Origin of the sequence: Falsiphaeobacter marinintestinus (genome assembly GCF_007923355.1) — a bacterium.
Classification (GTDB): Bacteria; Pseudomonadota; Alphaproteobacteria; order Rhodobacterales; family Rhodobacteraceae; genus Phaeobacter_A; species Phaeobacter_A marinintestinus.
Window position 1 is genome coordinate 79,121 of record NZ_VOGO01000001.1, and the last position, 18,602, is coordinate 97,722.

Genomic DNA, 18,602 nt, shown 5'->3' on the forward strand with positions numbered 1-18,602 from the left:
CTATGGGCAGCGGAATTACACTCTACAACGTGACCGGCGCGGACTCGACCTCAAGTAACGACACTTTGAATGCGGATGCCGGAGGATCTTTCACCTATAACGTCGACGTATCTGCGGGTGAAACCGTTACCCTCACCGGCAACTGGGACGACTTGTCATTCGGCCCAAGCTGGGATGGAGAATTTGGCTCCGACGGAAGCTATTCTGCCTCTGGAGCCCCGACTTGGGGGACCTTCTCGCTTGATCCCGCATCCGGCGCGATGAGCTTCTCTTTCACAGCAGCAGACCTTGCAGCAAATGGCGGAAACCAGACCCTGGACTTCACGGTCAGCGGGACCGACTCGAATGGGGACATTGACACCGACACCGTCAACATCGTGATCACCTGCTTTGCCAAAGGAACGCCGATTGCGGCGCCGCACGGCCCGGTCGCTGTTGAAAAGTTGCAGATCGGAGACCTGATCCTGACAGCCGCCGGTGACAGCCGCCTGGTGAAATGGGTCGGCCGCCAGACAGTCGCGACCCGCTTCGCCCCTGCCGAACGCCTGATGCCCGTGCGCTTTGCCGCCGGGTCTCTGGGCGCGGGCCTGCCCCACGCCGACCTCACCGTCACCGCCGACCACGCAATGCTGATCGATGGCGTCCTGTGCAACGCGTCTGCGCTGGTCAACGGCACCACGATCACCCGCGTCCCGCTGACCGAGATGGGCGACACATTCACCGTCTACCATATCGAGACCGAGGCCCACGAAATCATTCTCGCCAATGGTGCGCCCACCGAAACCTTCATCGACAACGTCTCGCGCCGGGTGTTCGACAACTTCGCCGAATACGACGCACTCTATGGCGACACGCCCGAGATGACCGAACTGCCCTACCCCCGCGCGATGAGCGCACGGCAGGTGCCCGGTCGTCTTCGTCGCATGATACAGGCGGCCTAAGCTCCAACGGGGCAGATCTCGGCAAACACGCAATCGGTTTGTGACGTTTACGCGGTCCCGGTCATCCGACCGGGCCCAGGCCAGCGCTTGCCGATCACATCAGAATTAACAATTCGTTAACTTTTTCGCTGACGGGCTGCCTCCTTATCTATAGGGTGCTGCAAGGCAATCACTGGTTGCTCATGTGTGTTTTTCGGAGACGGACTTATGGCAATTGGCGCAGGCGGCTTGGTTTTTGTTGGCTTCAATGCGGATGGCAACGACGGGTTTTCCCTGCTCGCCACCGAAGACATCGCGGCCGGTGAAGTCATCTACTTCACCGACAAGGAATACAGCAACGGCACCAGCAGCTTTAACACCGGCGAAGGCACCCTGACCTGGACCACGGGCGATGCGATCTCGGCCGGCACCGTCATCACATTTGACGATCTGGCAGTCACACAAACAGTCACGGCATCCGGCGTGGCCGATACAGGTACATTGGTCGAATCCGGGTCGTTTTCGATCGCGGCAGCGGACGAGGCGATCTACGCCTATCAGGGGACCGACGCCGCGACCCCGACCCAGTTCCTGTCCATGATACAGAACGAAACAGACGGGGGTGCCGGAGAGATTCCCACCGGCATGACCGCAAGCAACGGTTTGGTGTCGATTGACTTAGATGAAGACGTGATGATTTACACGGGCACCACCAGTTTTCCAGACGCCTCCACAGCCCTGACTGCCATCGGCAATTCCGCAAACTGGTCGACGCAGGACGGCAGTGGCGATCAAAGTTCTGATCTGACCTCGCCTGATTTTCCCGACGACGTTCCGACCTCATTCGCCCTGTGCTTCGCCAAGGGCACGCTTATTGCAACGCCCCGTGGGACAGCGGCGGTCGAAACACTGGCATCAGGCGATCCGATCCTCACCCAGGACGGCACCCAGGTGACGGTGAAATGGGTTGGCCGCCAGACAGTCGCGACCCGCTTCGCCCCTGCCGAACGCCTGATGCCCGTGCGCTTTGCCGCCGGGTCTCTGGGCGCGGGCCTGCCCCACGCCGACCTCACCGTCACCGCCGACCACGCTATGCTGATCGATGGCGTCCTGTGCAACGCGTCTGCGCTGGTCAACGGCACCACGATCACCCGCGTCCCGCTGGACGAGATGGGCGACACATTCACCGTCTACCATATCGAGACCGAGGCCCACGAAATCATCCTCGCCAACGGTGCGCCCACCGAAACCTTCATCGACAACGTCTCGCGCCGGGTGTTCGACAACTTCGCCGAATACGAAGCGCTCTATGGCGACACCCCCGAAATGACCGAACTGCCCTACCCCCGCGCGATGAGCGCACGGCAGGTGCCACAGCAAGTGCGAAGCGTTTTGAACGCCGATTGTGCGGCCTGATCCCGCACACGCCCCGCAACTCAAGTATAGTTTGGAGCCCCGGGCACAAATGAAGCAAGCCGGTGACGTGCTGCAAAATCCCACCAAGGGAGTGTGAATTCGCCATCTGAAAATCAGGGCGCGGATTTCCGATCAGATCGCAGCGTGGGCCAGCCTCGCCCGCGCTGCGATTTTGTTCTGAAACCACAGTTAACAAATTCAAGATAATTGTTGAAAACTAATATTCCTAGATTTAGAATCGCAGTCAGACCAACATCAATTGGTAATCCTTGGGGGCGGAAGACGAGCGGTTTGAGGGGGTTATCCATCCGGCAGATCTGAAATCAGCGCTTTTTGCCTTGGCAATTGGCACCTCTGCCGGTGTGCCTGACCGTCAGGGACGCAATTTTGCAAAAGATTACCCGGTCTGTGACCGGCAATTAATTGGTAACGGCGGGGCTGGATCAGACCAGCCTTAAGGCAGTCCGAAGTGGGAGACTAACATATGCCAACAGTTTCAACTTTGGGTTTCACAATATTGTTCTCGTTCGACTATTCCGTACAGGATGGTTCCGGCGGGCCAGCCAACTTTGGGGATCCCGGGTCAGTCATCGTTTGGACAAGCGCTAACCCAGATGATAGTTATTCCAGTACTTTTACCGAAGATGGCGATGGAAACCTGGAGGTTTCGACCGCAGGCGACAATTTCGATACTACAGCGACTTACACCGGGTACGCCGTCAACATAGGCGGCAACAACTATCCGGTTTTCAAAAGCGCCGGTAGCGAGCTTTTCATCCCCAGCCCGGCCGCCGGCCAGCCGGGGCAGTTCATACCCAGCACCGATTTTCCGTCCACGGGCACCAGCAACCCCTATACCGGGCAGATCAACAGTTTTCAGTTTTGCTTTCTTTCCGATACGGCGATCACGACCCGTTCCGGTGAGGTTGCGGTGCAGGATCTATCAATCGGCGACCTGATCTGCACCGCAGAGGGTCAAACCGTCCCCGTCAAATGGATCGGGCGCCAGACGGTGATGACCCACTTCGCCCCCGCCGAACGCCTGATGCCGGTGCGGTTCAAGGCCGGATCCCTAGGTGATGGCCTGCCGCATTCCGATCTGACCGTCACCGCCGACCACGCGATGCTGATCGATGGCGTCCTGTGTAACGCGTCTGCGCTGGTCAACGGCACCACGATCACCCGCGTGCCGCTGGACGAGATGGGCGACACATTCACCGTCTACCATATCGAGACCGAGGCCCACGAAATCATCCTCGCCAACGGTGCGCCTGCCGAAACCTTCATCGACAACGTCTCGCGCCGGGTGTTCGACAACTTCGCCGAATACGAAGCGCTCTATGGCGACACGCCCGAGATGACCGAACTGCCCTACCCCCGCGCGATGAGCGCGCGGCAGGTGCCGTCCCATCTGCGCAGCAAGCTGAGCCTCAACAGGGTCGCCTGACCGCCGAATGTCTTATGTGATCGATCCTCAGATCGCACAAGACAGCGCAAATCGACCCAGCCAACATGCAAAAGCCCGGGGCCAGAGTCCCGGGCTTTTTCTGTCACGGCCCAATGGCATCCGCTGGTACGATCCAGCCGGAGGTAAATGCAGCATCGTGCAAACAATGATCCGGTTCGCGATATCCTGCGTATCGAACCTGTAACAGATCGAGAACTGCAAAGCGTGAACCGGGGGCCGATCTTGCCCCGCGCCGGACATTCGAAAGGGAACATTATGGCTTTCAAACAATCACTTGCTGGCCTTTCCGCATTGGCATTCACAGCGCTGCCTGTATCGGCGGGGCACGAATCCCGATCAAGCGCGCTGCCGATCAAAGACGGGCTGTTCGAAGTCTTCGCCGAATACACTGACAATTCGATCTATTGGTGTGGTGCCGCAACCTATGCCATGGGCCAGCTTGACGCGACGACGACACAGCGTGTTTTTGTCTGGCAAACACTGTCGCCCGGCGTCGGCAAACCCGGCAAGAAGTCCGTCAAATTCGCCTTGAGCCCGCCCCCCGGAACAACACCTGGCAACAGCTACACCCCGAACGTAGACACCGTTGGACAATCGCTTTCGGTGTCGCAGGCAAAGCAGGCTTGCAACGAACTGACCGCCAGCGGATAGGCCGACATTTCTACGCGCCACACGTACCCAAGACCCGACCCCACACAGTATTCAGCCTATTTCTTGTGCGCCCCATCGCAAGTTGCCCACAAGATCACCGTTTGACAAACGACAAGCCCAACACTTAGATTTTTTGCAAGCTTTCAGACCCCTTTGTTTCGGGGGCCGCATTTGAAGGCGATTATTGCGGATTGACTGGCCATTTTTTCGGCAAACATCACTTTGAAGGAACAGAATTTGACCCTGGCTTTTGACCTCCCCAACATCGACCTTGATCCGGCAGACATTCTGAACGGCGGCAACCCAAACACCTATGTCTACCGCGTCGGTGACGCCGCAGTTTTGGCAGGCGGCGCCTATATCGGCGCGTTCAACGACGATGGTGAGGTCTTTACAGCCCGCAAATACGCGGATGACAGTGGACTTGGGTTGGGCAAGCTCGACACCTATCACGTGCACGACAACGGCGACGGCACGATGAATGTCTATTATCAGATCCGCGACGCCGACCCGCTCCCAACGCTGATCACCAACTGGGTCGTGACACTGGACGCCCAAACCGGGGAAGAGATCGCCCCCGCCAGCCAGATCACCACCGGGGCTTTTTCGCGCAACGATCAATCCATGATGGAAAAGGGCTTTGATCTGCCCAACGGGAACATTGCGCTTATTCAGGCCCATGCCACGTTCACCTCGGCGGTGCTGGTCATCGCGGACGCAGATGGCAATGTGATTGGCGAAAGCGCATCGGTGCTGGGGGCCAACGTTTTCGGGATCTACGGCATGTACGATCTGGCCGTTGTCGGCGACAATCTCGTGGTCACATGGCTTGACACCGATGCCGGGGCCGCGCGCGAAACCTTTGCGCAGGTCTTTGACATGACCGGCAACGCGATTGGCGGCCCCATCACGGTCAGTCAGGGCGTGTCGTCGGGCTTTGGCGTCCCGGCAGGTGTTCAGATCGAAACCCTGTCGGATGGCCGCTATGTCATCGTCTGGGTCGAAGCCATTGCAACCGGGTCGGACACCGATGGCACATCCACATGGTTCAGGATCTACAATCCTGACGGCTCGGTGTCGGTTGATGCCACGCTGGTCAACTCCAACACCGACGGCAATCAGGACACCCCGTTGCTGATCGCCACCGAAAGCGGCTTTATCGTCGGCTTCACCGCGTTCGAATTCAGCCCCACGTTCCGCCACGAAGGCCGGCTGGTGGAATACAACAATGACGGGGTCGTGCTGGACACGATGTCGACAGGGGCCTACCTGCCAAGCGCCAAGAACCTTGTGCGCACTGACAACAACACCGCCCTGCTGCTGACCTATGAGGTGCAGGAACTGATCCTGCCCGGCGATGACACGCCCCTGCCCGGCCAGCCCTCGGTGATCGACGGCACCCGGGCCGCCGAAGTTCTGAACGGTACCGACGGCGATGACATCATCACGGCACTTGGCGGGGCCGACACGATCAACGGCAATGACGGCAATGACACCATCGCCGGAGATCATGGCAACGACACGATCAATGGCGGCATTGGCGCGGATACGATTACGGGTGGCGCGGGTCTCGACACGATCAGCGGCGGGGCCGATGACGACACGATCAACGGCGGGGCCGGATCGGACGAAATCAACGGCAACAGCGGCCATGACATACTGGAAGGCGGCGGTGGCAACGACACCATGTCGGGCGGCACAGGCAACGACAACATGAGCGGCGGCTTCGGATCGGATGTGATGTCCGGCGATGGCGGTGACGACATCATGTTCGGCTGGGCCGGACACGACACGCTGAACGGTGGCAACGGCAACGACACCCTGAACGGCAACCGGGGCGGTGACACGCTCAGCGGTGACGCAGGCGATGACTCACTCAGTGGCGGCTCAGGCAACGACGACTTGTCGGGGGGCATCGGTGACGACATTCTGAACGGCGGCACCGGGCGCGACACCCTGCGCGGCGGCGATGACAACGATCTGGTCAAGGGCAATGACGGCAACGACTGGCTGGATGGCGAAGCGGGCAACGATATCCTGAACGGCGGCCTTGGTCTGGATGACTTCGTTTTCGCCGACGGCGCTGACCGCATTGTCGATTTCGAAGATAACGTCGACACGATCCATCTGGACAGCGCCCTGTGGGGCGGTGCAGCGCTCAGCATCAGCGATGTGCTGGATTATGCCACCGTCATCGACGGCGATACCGTGTTCGACTTCGGAAACGGCAATACCCTGACCATCGACAACCTGTCCGACAAGACCCTGCTGTCAAACGATCTGATGATCTTCTGACCAGCTAAGCGCCCGTCGCAACGCCGGGCGTTACTTGCGTGCTTCCTCGATGGCGGGCATCAGCCGATCCGCGATCACGCGCTGCGTGATCGGCCCGGCAAACCGCATCAGGATGGTGCCCTCGCCATCGATCACATAGGTCTCGGGCACGCCATACACGCCCCAGTCCAGCGCCATACGGCCCTTTTCATCGCGCCCCTGCGCGACATAAGGATCGCCCAGCTCGTTCAGAAAGGCATTGGCCTTGTTCAGATCGTCCTTGTAATTGATGCCATAGATGGGGATGCCGCCCTTGGCCAAGGCCTCAAGGTTTGGGTGCTCAACCCGGCAGGGCGCGCACCAGCTGGCCCAGTAGTTGACAAGTTTCACATTGCCATCGCGCAGGGTTTCATCCGAAAAACCGGCTTTGCCCGGGAACTCGGTCAACACCACCGGCGGGGCGGGCTGACCTTCGCGCGCCGATGGCAATGATTCAGGGTCGTCACGAAACATGCCAACAGCCGCCAGCATGACGAAAGCCCCGAACACCAGCGGCGGGATGACCATGAGGGGTGAGATCTTAGCCATTCTTGGACATCCGCTGTTCAACTTGTTTCATCTCTGCCCGCACCTTGCGACCGCGCCGCAAGGTCAAAACCACCAGAACCACGACCAGTACGATGGACGCCACATAAGCTGACAGCACCGTATCAGCGTATTTCCCAAGATCCGGCATCATGCCCCCACCCTTTCACGCGCCAACAGCGCCTTGATCCGTCGGGCGCGAATTTCGGTACCGGTCCGGTAAAACACCAGTGCGAAGAACAGCAACACAAACCCAGCGATACAGACCAGAAGCGGCTGGTAAAACACATCAGCGACGTTCTCTTCCTTGTCCAGACTAAGCGACGCCCCCTGATGCAGCCCCTGATTCCAGAAATTCACCGCATAACGGCTGAGCAGCGCAAAGACTGACCCGACCAGACATAGAACCGAGGTCAGATCCGCCGCCGTATCCGGGTTATCAATCGCTTCCCACAGCGCCACATAGCCAAGGTAGAACAGAAACAGGATCAGGAACGAGGTCAGGCGCGGATCCCACGCCCACCATGTGCCCCACATCGGTTGCCCCCAGATCGCCCCGGTGACCAGCGCGATCAGCGTGAACACGATGCCAACCGGAGCGGCGGCCCGTGCGGCCAAAGCGCTGACATGGTGGCGCCGGATCAGCCAGATCAGCGATGTCACCAGCATCATGAACCATGTGTTGATCGCCATCAGCGCCGCTGGCACATGGATATAGATGATCTTGACGGTCGATCCCTGACGATAATCGTCGGGTGTAAAGAAGAAGCCCCAGATCAGGCCCACAGCCAGACAGGCCAGTGCCGAGATCCAGAAAAACGGCAGCACACGTTCCGTCGTGCGCAGGAACTTAACCGGATTGGCGTATTCCCAAAAGGCATTCATATTCATCTGTTGCGCGGTCCCCAACGTCTGTCGTTACGCTCCCAGATGGCAGGCCCGGGGGCGGCTGGCATTGATCTGCCTTAAATGCACTCGGATTTCCAGCCCCGCGCGATCAAATCCTTGCGCAGGCCCCTATCGCAGGTTGACCCGCAACACGGCCGCGCTGGCAAACGGCAGCAACGCGATCACCGCCGCCGTGATCCCGCCCAGCATTAGCAGCGGAGTCATCGTTTCCATCCCGACAGCGCCCCGGCGCGCAACCTCGGCCCCAAAGATCAGTGTCGGCACATACAGCGGCAGCACCAGAAGCGACAGCAACAGCCCGCCGCGTTTCAGACCCACAGTCAGCGCGGCCCCAAAGGTACCAATCACGCTTAACGCAGGCGTGCCAACCGCAAGTGAAACGACCAGCCAGAAAAACCCCGGGATCGGCAGGTTCAGCAGAACCCCCAGCACAGGGGCCGCCAGCACCAGCGGCAACCCCGTGGTGATCCAATGCGCCAGCGCCTTGATGGTGACCAACGATTCCAGCGGCAATGGCGCGGTCGCCAGAAGGTCAAGCGACCCGTCCTCCCAATCCAGCGCCAGCAGGCGGTCCAGCGACAGCAGACAGGCCAGCAAGGCACCCAGCCACAACACACCGGGTGCAATGATTGAAAGCAGCGAAGATTCCGGACCCACGCTGAATGGCACCATCACGGTCACGATCAGGAAAAACGCCAACCCAAGGCCAAAGCCACCACCGGCCCGAAACGCCAGTCGCAGGTCTCTCATCAACAGCGCGATCACAGGAAATCCTCGTCAAAGCTGTCGACCGCCGAGGCCGTGGCCTTGAACGGGCCAACGTCCAGCACGGTCCCATCCAACCCCAGATCGATATGCGTCGCGATGATCGCACTGCCGCCCTGCCCCAAATGGGCACGAATGGCCGCGGCGAACATCGCCACGGCATTCACGTCCAGTGACACGGTGGGTTCGTCCAGAACCCAGATCGGGCGCCCGGTGACCAGAAGCCGCGACAGGCCCAGACGCCGCTTCTGCCCGGCACTCAGATTGCCGGCGTGACGGTCGGCCAGATCGGTCAACTCATACGTGTCCAGCGCCGGCTGGATGGTGTCGGTACCAAAGACGCTGGCCCAGAATTGCAGGTTTTCGGTGACTGTCAGCGTCGGCTTGATCCCGTCGGAATGCGCCGCATAGGCAATCTGATCTTCCGCCCCATCGATATCGCCGGACAGTTCAGGTTGCAGCCCCGCTAACGTGCGCAACAGCGTGGTCTTGCCGATCCCGTTCGGCCCACGCAGGATCAGCGCCTGCCCCGGCGCAACCGAGAACGACAGGTTCTGCAAGACAGGCACGCCGCCGCGTGAGATGGTAAGATTGGTGACGGTCAGGGTCATGGGTTTCGCTTATCCCATTGGCGACCCGCGCAAAAGGCGAGATTTGCCGCATGCGTGGTGCGGGTGGCCCGTGGCGGAGCGAGGGGCCAGCCCCTCGCGCTCCCCGGGATATTTGGAGCAAGAGGAAGCAGGGTCAGGTCACACGGGGATCAGGGCCGCGCCGATCCGGCGACCTTCAGAGAGCAGGACGTTGTAGGTGCGGCAGGCGGCGGGCGAGTTCATCACCTCGACACCCAGGCCCGCGGCCTCAAGCTGGGTTCTGAGCGTGGCAGGGATATGAGCGATCTCGGCCCCGGTGCCGATGAACAGCACATCGATTTTGCCTGCCAGGTCGAGCAGCAGCGCGGCGTCGTCATAGCCCGGCCAGAGCATGACCGACGTCGACGTGACCAGCAAGGCACCCTGATGCACCGTGCCTGCGATACGAAAGAAGCCGGGACCGTAGCCATCTATCGGCACCGCATCCGTATATGTCACTTCGTTCAGACGCATGTCCGTTCCTTTCTTCAGCCGCCCCAGACCGGCAATCCGGCGATGCCCGATGCCGCGATCAGCGCATAGGCGATCCAGCGGAAGATCCGTTCTCGTTCCGGATCAAATAACGCGGTGCCGGTCAGGTTGCCAGTCATATAGGGCACGATCAGCATTGCCCCAATCACCACGGTGTCCCATCTGAGCTGCGAACTGAGCGCCAGCAGTCCCAGCATCATCCAGTCATAGGCGAACAGGAAAGACGTCATGTTGGCGCGGATCACCTGTGCGGGATGCGGGCTGGCCATGTAGATGAAGATCACCGGAGGTCCGGGTATCCCCGCAACCCCGCCCAGAAACCCCGCAGCCGCGCCGGTACCGAACACCATCGGTGGGCGCAACTGACCGCTGTAACGCCAGCCCATCGCCAGACCGGTCAGCATGGTCAGCGACACCGCAGCAACGATGATCCGGAACAGGCCCGGGTCCAGCACCAACAGTGCAGCCAAACCAAGCGGCAAAGCCAGCGCCGTGCCCAGCACCAGCCGGGCCAGATCGCCCCTGTGCACATGCGGGATCACCTTTGGCATCATCGGCAGCGGCCCGATCAGCTCCATCACGATCATCGACGCGATGGCATCCACCGGATCCAGCACGCGGGCGGCCAATGGCAGGTAGACCATCGCAGCCCCGAACCCCACAAAACCGCGAACGGCGCCGGCCAGAAAGGCGGCGCCGCTCAGAATGGCGAAGTCTGTCGTGAACGGATCCATCCCCGTCAGACCGTATCAAACGGGGCAGACCCGGGATCAGGCATCCACGTTGGCAAACTGGTTCCCGGCGGTCTTGTCGGGTTTGGTCCAGTCCCGCGTGACGCCCAGATACAGCAGGATCGACGACGCCACGAAGACCGACGAATAAGTCCCCACGATCACGCCCCAGATCATCGCGAACACAAACCCCCGGATCACATCGCCGCCCAGCACGAACAGCGAAATCAACGCCAGCAAGGTGGTGACCGAGGTCATCACCGTCCGGCTGAGGGTTTCGTTGATGCTGAGGTTCATCACCTCGATCAGCGGGCGTTTCTTGTACTTGCGCAGGTTTTCACGGACCCGGTCAAAGACCACCACCGTATCGTTCAGCGAATAGCCGACAATGGTCAGCAACGCCGCAATAATGGCCAGATCGAACTTGATCTGAAGCTCTGAAAAGATGCCAATCGTCAGGATTACGTCGTGGACCAGCGCGACAACTGCGGCCAATGCGAACTGCCATTCAAACCGCAACCAGATATAGATCAGGACGGCGCCGATGGCCAAAGCAACCGCGATTACAGCTGTCTGGATCAACTCGCCCGAGACCTTGGGGCCCACGGATTCGACAGACACGAATTCGATATCCGGCACAGCGCCTTGCAAGGCCTGTTCAACGGCCAGCGTCATCTCGGAGGTGACGGCCTCATCGCCTTCCTGCGCCTGAATGCGGATCATCGCGACGTTTTCATCTTCGGCAAAGGTCGGGTCGAACACTTCGGTGATGGTGATATCGCCCAGCTCAAGCGGCGCAATCGCATCGCGATACACGCCAACATCGACCATTTCGGCGCTTTGCGTCCGGATCGTCGTGCCGCCGCGAAAGTCGATGCCATAGTTCAGGCCCTGCACCATGAACGATGCAAATCCGACGACCATCAGCAGGGCCGAAAGGCCCAGCCACAGCTTCCAGCGTTTGAAGAAATCGAACGAGGTTTCCTGGGGAACTAGTCTCAGCCGCATCTCATACCTCGATCGTTTTCGGACGGCGCCGTTCGAACCACATGACGATCATCAGGCGCGTGACGAAGATCGCAGTAAAGACAGAGGTCATGATGCCCAGACCCAGCGTGATCGCAAAGCCCCGCACCGGCCCCGAGCCCATGGCGAACAGGATCACGGCAGTGATGAAGGTGGTGATGTTCGCGTCCAGAATGGCGCTCAGCGCCTTTTCATAGCCCAGCTCAATGGCGCGACTGGGTCCGCGTGCGGTCTTCAGCTCTTCGCGGATACGTTCAAACACCAGCACGTTGGCGTCCACCGCCATACCCACCGTCAGTACGATCCCGGCAATACCCGGCAGGGTCAGCGTGCCGCCGATCATGCTGAGCAGGCCAAAGATCAGCGCGACGTTCAGGATCAGCGCAATGTTGGCAAAGATGCCGAACAATCCATAGCTCAGCGCCATGAAGACCAGCACCGCCGCGAAGGCGACCATGGTCGCGACCTTACCCGCGTCGATGCTGTCCTGCCCCAGTTCCGGGCCGATTGTGCGTTCCTCAAGGAAGGTCAGGCCGGCAGGCAAAGCGCCTGCGCGCAGCAGAACCGCCAGTTGAGTGCTTTCCTCGACACTGAAGCGGCCCGTGATGATACCCGACCCGCCCGGAATATGTGACTGGATCACCGGGGCGCTGATCACCTCGTCATCCAGCACGATGGCAAACGGGCTGCCCACGTTGTCACGCGTATAGTCCCCGAACTTGCGCGCGCCGGATGTGTTGAACCGGAAATTGACCGCAGGCCGCCCGTTTTGATCAAACGCGGGCTGCGCATCGACAAGTTCCTCACCGGTCACGACCGGCGCGGCTTCGATGATGTAATACTGTCCGGGCTCGTCAATCGACGGGACCAGCTTGTTGCCAATCCCGGCCGAGGCGTTCTGATCGCTCGTCCGGTTCACCACAGGGTTGAACGTCAGCTGGGCCGTGGTGCCGATGATGCTTTTCAATTCGGCCGCGCTGCCGATGCCCGGCACCTGAATCAGGATGCGGTCGATGCCCTGTTTCTGGATCGTCGGTTCGCGGGTGCCCACCTCATCAATCCGGCGGCGTACGATTTCCAGCGACTGGCGCACCGTGCGCTCATCCGATGCCAGCTTTTCGGCCTCGGACAAGGTCACCACGATGTCACTGCCATCCGCAGCAACGATGATGTCGTTCTGACCGGCTGCGGTCAGGCTGGTGACCGGTCGGGCCAGTCCCCGCACGACTTCCAAAGCCCGCGCCATGCCTTCGGGCTGGCTAATACGCACGCGAATCTCATCCGGTTCGGATGGTTGCAGGCGGATCGTCCCGATGGTGGCGCGTTCCGGACGCAGTGTGTCGCGAATCTCGGGCCACATGGCCTCCATCCGGTTGGCATAGACATCTTCGACCTGAACTTCGGCCAGCAGATGTGCCCCGCCGCGCAGATCAAGGCCAAGGTTCACCAGGGATGATGGCATCCAGCTGGGCCATTGCGCGGCCAGCGCCTGATTTTCAGGCGTGTCCGCGCCGATCTCGATGGCGGCGATCGCGTCGTTGCTTTGCTCGACGCGCGTATAGAACGCATTCGGCAGGGCCAGTATCAAACCGGCCACGCAGACGAGCCAGATCAGGACCCGTTTCCAGGAATCAATTTGCAGCATTGCCCTGCCTTTTGAGTAAGTTACAGAGCTTTATTGATTTGCCGGCTCGGTCTTGTTCATGACCTGAGTGATGGTCGCCTTGACCACACGCACCTTAACGCCCTCGGCAATCTCGACTTCGATTTCGCCGTCTTCCTTAACCTTGGTCACCTTGCCGATCAGACCACCCTGGGTCACGACCTGATCACCGCGACGCAGCGCTTCGACCATCGCCTGATGCTCTTTCACTTTCTTCTGCTGCGGGCGGATCAGCAGGAAATACATGATCGCGAAGATCAGGATAAGAGGAAGAAACTGGGCGATTGCACCACTATCCATGGAAGTGTCCTTTTCGTGTCTGTCGGCGGGCGATCCCCGCTGAAATTTGGCCGGAACCTAAGCGCTGCTTGGGGGGTTTGCAAGGCGCGTACCCCGCGCGGCAGGGCGTCTGTTCAAAAAGATCCGCCTTCCCGGCCAAACGGCACCAGATCACCGCACGCCAATCGGCAGGTGCTGCCGGAACGCTTCGGTTTCAGCCGGGTCCGCCTCCTGCCCCGTAAATCCCTTGATATACCCGTCCAGCCGCGCAAATCGCACGTCCATCGGCTCGCGCACATCCAGCGCGTGATACCCCAGTTGCATGTAATACAGGATCCGCGCCCGCACATCGGCGTCAGCCTCATCATACCCGTGGCGTACAAACATGGCCGTGACGGCCTCTAACCGCTTGCGATCAGCCGTATCGATCCGCTGACGCACCGACCCATCCCGCCGCGACCATTCCCGCACGGCAAAATCCAGACCGCGATCAAACAGGCTTGTGTCCAGAAAACACAGAAAGAAGTTCAGCACGCCGCCGGTAATCGTCTCCGTTGGTTTCACACACAACCGTTCTATCGTCGCTGTATTGCGATCTTCCCAGTCGTCCAGAAGCACCTCAAGCAAATGCTTGCGGCTCTTGAAATACCAATAAAAACTTGACCGCGACACGCCCAGCCGGTCGCCGATGGCCAAAACCTTGACCTCGGCAACGCCATCGCTGACCAGAATATCGCGAGCGACGTTCAGCCAGTCATCCCGCGTGACTTTGACATGGCCGACCAAAGGTTCCTTGTCCGGATCATCCCGGTGCAACACCGGGCGCGTGCGTTTGGCCATGTCAGCTCTCCGGTGCGGCACCGCCCCGTGCGGTGCCCTTTTCGATATAGCTGTTCAACGCCTCCAGCCGCGCCCCGTCAATATCGGGCCGTGCATCCGCCGCCAGAATGTCCTTCCAGATCTGCGTCGCACGCGCACTCGCTGTCAGACCGCCTTTTTCGGTCCAACTGCCAAAGTTCGACCAATCCGCGACCAGTGGTTCATAGAATTCGGTCTGATACCGCTCCATCGTATGGCCTGCGCCAAAGAAATGTCCGCCCGGCATAACCTCGGCCAGCGCATCCAACCCGATCTCGGCATCCTCGGCCGAGGTTGCAGCGCACATTTCCGCAACCATTTGAAGCACTTCCATGTCGGTGATCATCTTCTCGTATGACACGGTCAACCCGCCCTCAAGCCACCCGGCGGCGTGAATGACAACCGTTGCGCCCGCCATCAGACAGCCCCACAGCGCAAACTGCGTCTCATTTGCCGCCTGTACATCGTTGATATTAGACGCAGATCCCGATGCACAGCGCCACGGCAACCCGATAAGGCGCGCAAGCTGTCCGGCGGCCAGCGACGCCTTGAAATGTTCAGGCGTGCCAAATGCGGGCGCGCCCGATTTCATATCCACGTTCGACGTGAACGTCCCATAACACACGGGCGCACCCGGATTTACCAATTGTGTCAATGTGATGGCAGCCAAAGCTTCGGCGTGGGACAGGGTCATCGCCCCGGCCACGGTGATCGGTGCCATCGCGCCCATCAGGGTAAACGGAGTCACAATCGACACTTGCCCGGCCTTGGCAAAATCGATCAGCCCCTGCGCCATCGGAATGTCCAGCGTGCGCGGGCTGTTGGTGTTGATGATGGTATAGCAATGCGAATTCGCCGCAAAAGCATCGTCTGACAAGCCACGGAAATCACGCAACATTTCGAAGCTCTCGATCACCTGTGGCGTCCCGCGCGAATATACGAACGGCAGCTTGTCCGACAGGGTCAGTTGTGCGTCCATGGTAAAGTAATGGCGCAGGTTCGGGGGCACATCCTGCGGCTCGACCACGGGTGGCACCATGTGCAGCACGTCAAACGCTTGTGTCAGTTGCACAAACTCACGGTAGTCGCGCGCTGAACCGGGCCGGCGCCCACGCTCAAGATCTGTGGCATGTGGCGCACCTGCGCCGGGTTGAAACACCAGCGATCCCGGCTCCAGCACGATATCGCGATGCCGCGCCCCGGCCAGACAGGGGATCGATTTCGGAGCGGTCGCCAGCGCCGCTTCGACCATCTCGCGCCCGATATGCACCATCTCGGTCGCATCATCGACAATCGCCCCGCCCTGACGAAACACCTTGCGCGCCTCGGGCAGCAGCACCTTGACGCCCAGATCCTCCAGCACGCTCAGCGCAGCCTCGTGAATCGCCGCGATCCGATCGTCGGAAAACACGGGCATCTGCGGAAACGGATTGCGCAGATTGCGGTAATCCACCACACGCTTGGGCTCGGTGTCGGCAATACGTCCGCGCCGCCCTCCGCTGCGCCCGCTCCTCATCGTCGCATCGCTTTGCCGTCCGGGTCATAGGGCGACGGCGCGACAACCCTGGCCGGCCGTTCGATCCCCACAACATGCACCGACAGATCAGTGCCCTCAGCCGTCAGATCCGTGTTCACCATGGCCAGCGCATAAGATTTACCCAAGCTATGCCCGTACCCGCCCGAGGTGACAAACCCGACGCGTTCGCCGCCTTTCCAGACCGGCTCATACCCGCTCGCATCCGCATCCAGACTGTCGACTTCCAGCGTCACGATCTTTTGCGCCGGTCCGTTGCCATCGCGTTCTTTCAACGCCTCGGCCCATCCGACAAAATCGCCCTTGTCCCAGTCGATCCAGCGATCCATGCCGGTCATCCCCGGTGTATAAAGCTGCGTGAACTCCGCCGACCAGATACCATAACTTTTTTCCAGCCGCAGGCTGAGCAGCGCGTTAAAGCCAACCTCGCGCAGACCGAATTCAGCCCCCGCATCCAGTAACATCCGCCGCAGCGCCGCGTGATCGCCCATCCGGCAGTTGATCTCGAATCCCAACTCGCCCGTCACCGACATCCGCGCCACGCGCGCCCGGATCAGGCCAATATCGAACCGTCCACAGCCCATGAACGGCAACGCGCCCACCGGATCCGCGCTCAGCTTTTCGATCACCTTGCGGCTGTTGGGACCAGACAGCGAAAACCCGGCAACCTCTTCGCCCAGATCGCGCACCGTCACGCCCTCGTCCAGATGGTCGGCAAACCACCGCATGTGCCAGGACCGCAGATAATACGACCCCATGATCCACCAGGTGCCATCGCCCCAGTTGAACAGCGTCAGATCGCCCTTCAACCGCCCGGTTTCGCCCAGCGCCACAGCCAGCCTTGCCCGCCCCGGTTTGGGCAGCTTGGTGGCAAAGATCCGGTTCAGCCATGCCTCGGCCCCCGGCCCCGACACCTCATACCGTGAGAACCCGGTGATATCGAGCAGGCCCACGGTGTCCCGCACCGCCCGGCATTCCTCGGCGACAATCGGGAAGGCGTTCGACCGCTTGAGAGTCGGCGTTTCGACAAAATCCTCGGACGGCGCGAAATATAACGGCACCTCAAGATCCCAGCTTGTCCCCCACCGGCACCCGGCCGCCGTCATCGCGTCATGCGCTGGCGCCATTTTCAATGGCCGCCCCGCCGGAAGCTGTTCGTTCGGATAGGTCATCACAAACCGGCGCGAATAGAACTGCCCCGTCGTCTGTCGAATGTATTCGCGGTTTTCGGCAAACGACCCATAGCGCGCCACATCCATCGAATAGACATCCGCCTCGGGCTCACCATGGACCATCCATTCCGCCAACGATTTCCCCACGCCCCCGCCCTGCAGGAACCCGGCCATCACCGCGCAGGCCGACCAATAGCCCCGTTTGCCCGGCACCGGCCCGACCAGAGGGTTGCCATCGGGCGAGAACGTGAACGCCCCGTTGACCCAGGTCTTGACCCCGACGTTTTCCAGCGTCGGATACCGCTCATAGGCACAAACCAACTCCTGTTCGATCCGGTCGGTTTGTTCCTGAAACAGCTCCATCCCGTAATCCCACGGGGCGCCGTCCATGGCCCAATGTTCGTGATCGACCTCGTAAATCCCGACCAATAGTCCCTTCTGATCCTGCCGGGTATAGGTGAACCCTTCCAGATCGACGGTCATCGGCACCTCGAAATCAAGCTGCTCCAACGCGGGCACGGACTCGGTGACAAAGTAATGATGCTTCAGCGGCGATACCGGCAGTTCGATCCCCGCCATGCGGCCCAACTGCTTGGCCCACAGCCCCCCGGCATTCACCACATGCTCACAGGTGATCGTGCCTTTGTCGGTGATCACCTTCCAGCCATCCGCCGTCTGCTCCAAAGCTTCAACCTTGGTATGCTCGAAATACGACGCACCGCGTTTGCGCGCGGCCCCCGCATAGGCATGTACCGTACCTGTGGTGTCCAGATACCCCTCACGATCCGCCCACATGCCGCCCAAAATACCCTCGGTCGACATCAGCGGGTTCAACCGCCCCGCCTCTTGCGGGGTCACCAGCCGACAATCGTCAATGCCAATGGACTGAAACACCCGATACGCCGATTGCAGCCACTCCCAACGATCCGGAGTCCCCGCCAGCGTCAGCCCACCTGTCATGTGCAACCCGATATCCTGCCCGCTTTCGGCCTGAATTTCGCTCAGCAAGTCGATGGTATAGGCCTGCAACACCGCCATGTTGGGATCCGCGTTCAACGCGTGAAATCCCCCCGCCGCATGCCAGCTTGATCCCGCCGTCAGAACCGAGCGTTCCAGTAGACACACATCCGTCCAGCCCAGCTTGGCCAGGTGATACAGAACGGACGTACCAACCACGCCCCCACCGATGACGACAACCCGATAGTGTGAGTTCATTGCGGCCTCCCGAAA

The 18,602-nt window shown here is 60.4% G+C and carries 18 protein-coding genes; 5 read left to right on the forward strand and 13 right to left on the reverse strand.

The annotated features are described in order from the left end of the window. Nucleotides 1-2 precede the first annotated feature (2 nt). The 5 genes from FOY56_RS00410 (at nt 3) to FOY56_RS00430 (ending at nt 6,750) form a co-directional block, all read left to right on the forward strand. On the forward strand, nt 3-941 hold the full coding sequence (locus tag FOY56_RS00410) for a Hint domain-containing protein (RefSeq protein ID WP_146343810.1): 939 nt from the start codon (nt 3-5) through the stop codon (nt 939-941). A 207-nt stretch (nt 942-1,148) separates the two neighbouring features. Further along, nucleotides 1,149-2,336 carry a Hint domain-containing protein gene (locus FOY56_RS00415; RefSeq protein WP_146343811.1) on the forward strand — a complete coding sequence of 396 codons (1,188 nt, stop codon included), beginning with the start codon at nt 1,149-1,151 and terminating at the stop codon, nt 2,334-2,336. A gap of 484 nt (nt 2,337-2,820) precedes the next feature. Beyond that, nucleotides 2,821-3,783: a Hint domain-containing protein gene (locus FOY56_RS00420; protein ID WP_146343812.1), complete on the forward strand. Its 963-nt coding sequence runs from the start codon at nt 2,821-2,823 to the stop codon at nt 3,781-3,783. A 147-nt stretch (nt 3,784-3,930) separates the two neighbouring features. Beyond that, nucleotides 3,931-4,455: a hypothetical protein gene (locus FOY56_RS00425; RefSeq protein WP_146343813.1), complete on the forward strand. Its 525-nt coding sequence runs from the start codon at nt 3,931-3,933 to the stop codon at nt 4,453-4,455. 237 nt (nt 4,456-4,692) lie between these two features. Then, nucleotides 4,693-6,750: a calcium-binding protein gene (locus tag FOY56_RS00430; protein ID WP_146343814.1), complete on the forward strand. Its 2,058-nt coding sequence runs from the start codon at nt 4,693-4,695 to the stop codon at nt 6,748-6,750. Between the two features lie 30 nt (nt 6,751-6,780). Here FOY56_RS00430 and FOY56_RS00435 read toward each other — a convergent pair whose 3' ends face one another. The 13 genes from FOY56_RS00435 to FOY56_RS00495 all read right to left on the reverse strand — a co-directional run bounded on the left by FOY56_RS00435 (nt 6,781) and on the right by FOY56_RS00495 (nt 18,587). Then, a complete protein-coding gene (locus FOY56_RS00435) occupies nt 6,781-7,317 on the reverse strand; it encodes a DsbE family thiol:disulfide interchange protein (protein ID WP_146343815.1) in 537 nt (178 codons plus the stop codon). Continuing rightward, a complete protein-coding gene (gene ccmD / locus FOY56_RS00440) occupies nt 7,310-7,465 on the reverse strand; it encodes a heme exporter protein CcmD (RefSeq protein WP_146344550.1) in 156 nt (51 codons plus the stop codon). The genes FOY56_RS00435 and ccmD overlap by 8 nt, the downstream gene beginning before the upstream one ends. Continuing rightward, the gene (locus tag FOY56_RS00445; RefSeq protein WP_146343816.1) at nt 7,465-8,205 is read right to left on the reverse strand and encodes a heme ABC transporter permease; all 741 of its coding nucleotides are present in this window, start codon (nt 8,203-8,205) and stop codon (nt 7,465-7,467) included. Before FOY56_RS00445 ends, ccmD begins: the two co-directional genes overlap by 1 nt. A 126-nt stretch (nt 8,206-8,331) precedes the next feature. Continuing rightward, nucleotides 8,332-8,988 carry a heme exporter protein CcmB gene (gene ccmB / locus FOY56_RS00450; protein WP_146343817.1) on the reverse strand — a complete coding sequence of 219 codons (657 nt, stop codon included), beginning with the start codon at nt 8,986-8,988 and terminating at the stop codon, nt 8,332-8,334. After that, nucleotides 8,985-9,599 (reverse strand): heme ABC exporter ATP-binding protein CcmA, encoded by a 615-nt coding sequence (gene ccmA, locus FOY56_RS00455; RefSeq protein ID WP_146343818.1) that lies wholly within the window; start codon nt 9,597-9,599, stop codon nt 8,985-8,987. The genes ccmB and ccmA overlap by 4 nt, the downstream gene beginning before the upstream one ends. A gap of 138 nt (nt 9,600-9,737) precedes the next feature. After that, entirely contained in the window at nt 9,738-10,091 is a 354-nt protein-coding gene (locus tag FOY56_RS00460; RefSeq protein WP_146343819.1) for an Mth938-like domain-containing protein, read from the reverse strand. A gap of 14 nt (nt 10,092-10,105) precedes the next feature. Next, the gene (locus FOY56_RS00465) at nt 10,106-10,843 is read right to left on the reverse strand and encodes a sulfite exporter TauE/SafE family protein (protein WP_146343820.1); all 738 of its coding nucleotides are present in this window, start codon (nt 10,841-10,843) and stop codon (nt 10,106-10,108) included. 36 nt (nt 10,844-10,879) lie between these two features. Further along, nucleotides 10,880-11,848, reverse strand: coding sequence for a protein translocase subunit SecF (gene secF / locus FOY56_RS00470; protein WP_146343821.1), 969 nt, complete (start codon nt 11,846-11,848; stop codon nt 10,880-10,882). A gap of 1 nt (nt 11,849) precedes the next feature. Further along, a complete protein-coding gene (secD, locus tag FOY56_RS00475) occupies nt 11,850-13,511 on the reverse strand; it encodes a protein translocase subunit SecD (protein WP_146343822.1) in 1,662 nt (553 codons plus the stop codon). Nucleotides 13,512-13,541: 30 nt separating this feature from the next. Then, nucleotides 13,542-13,829: a preprotein translocase subunit YajC gene (gene yajC / locus FOY56_RS00480; RefSeq protein ID WP_146343823.1), complete on the reverse strand. Its 288-nt coding sequence runs from the start codon at nt 13,827-13,829 to the stop codon at nt 13,542-13,544. A 150-nt stretch (nt 13,830-13,979) separates the two neighbouring features. After that, nucleotides 13,980-14,648, reverse strand: coding sequence for a TetR/AcrR family transcriptional regulator (locus FOY56_RS00485; protein WP_146343824.1), 669 nt, complete (start codon nt 14,646-14,648; stop codon nt 13,980-13,982). Nucleotide 14,649: 1 nt separating this feature from the next. After that, on the reverse strand, nt 14,650-16,182 hold the full coding sequence (locus FOY56_RS00490) for a trimethylamine methyltransferase family protein (RefSeq protein WP_146343825.1): 1,533 nt from the start codon (nt 16,180-16,182) through the stop codon (nt 14,650-14,652). Beyond that, complete coding sequence (locus FOY56_RS00495; protein WP_146343826.1) at nt 16,179-18,587, reverse strand: GcvT family protein; 2,409 nt, start codon at nt 18,585-18,587, stop codon at nt 16,179-16,181. The genes FOY56_RS00490 and FOY56_RS00495 overlap by 4 nt, the downstream gene beginning before the upstream one ends. Nucleotides 18,588-18,602: the final 15 nt, after the last annotated feature.

Coding starts and splice junctions, on each gene's coding strand:
- FOY56_RS00410 (WP_146343810.1), top strand. CDS start 3: ATGGGCAGCGGAATTACACTCTACAACGTGACCGGCGCGGACTCGACC.
- FOY56_RS00415 (WP_146343811.1), top strand. CDS start 1,149: ATGGCAATTGGCGCAGGCGGCTTGGTTTTTGTTGGCTTCAATGCGGAT.
- FOY56_RS00420 (WP_146343812.1), top strand. CDS start 2,821: ATGCCAACAGTTTCAACTTTGGGTTTCACAATATTGTTCTCGTTCGAC.
- FOY56_RS00425 (WP_146343813.1), top strand. CDS start 3,931: ATGCAGCATCGTGCAAACAATGATCCGGTTCGCGATATCCTGCGTATC.
- FOY56_RS00435 (WP_146343815.1), bottom strand. CDS start 7,317: ATGGCTAAGATCTCACCCCTCATGGTCATCCCGCCGCTGGTGTTCGGG.
- ccmD (WP_146344550.1), bottom strand. CDS start 7,465: ATGCCGGATCTTGGGAAATACGCTGATACGGTGCTGTCAGCTTATGTG.
- FOY56_RS00445 (WP_146343816.1), bottom strand. CDS start 8,205: ATGAATATGAATGCCTTTTGGGAATACGCCAATCCGGTTAAGTTCCTG.
- ccmA (WP_146343818.1), bottom strand. CDS start 9,599: ATGACCCTGACCGTCACCAATCTTACCATCTCACGCGGCGGCGTGCCT.
- FOY56_RS00460 (WP_146343819.1), bottom strand. CDS start 10,091: ATGCGTCTGAACGAAGTGACATATACGGATGCGGTGCCGATAGATGGC.
- FOY56_RS00465 (WP_146343820.1), bottom strand. CDS start 10,843: ATGGATCCGTTCACGACAGACTTCGCCATTCTGAGCGGCGCCGCCTTT.
- secF (WP_146343821.1), bottom strand. CDS start 11,848: ATGCGGCTGAGACTAGTTCCCCAGGAAACCTCGTTCGATTTCTTCAAA.
- secD (WP_146343822.1), bottom strand. CDS start 13,511: ATGCTGCAAATTGATTCCTGGAAACGGGTCCTGATCTGGCTCGTCTGC.
- yajC (WP_146343823.1), bottom strand. CDS start 13,829: ATGGATAGTGGTGCAATCGCCCAGTTTCTTCCTCTTATCCTGATCTTC.
- FOY56_RS00485 (WP_146343824.1), bottom strand. CDS start 14,648: ATGGCCAAACGCACGCGCCCGGTGTTGCACCGGGATGATCCGGACAAG.
- FOY56_RS00490 (WP_146343825.1), bottom strand. CDS start 16,182: ATGAGGAGCGGGCGCAGCGGAGGGCGGCGCGGACGTATTGCCGACACC.
- FOY56_RS00495 (WP_146343826.1), bottom strand. CDS start 18,587: ATGAACTCACACTATCGGGTTGTCGTCATCGGTGGGGGCGTGGTTGGT.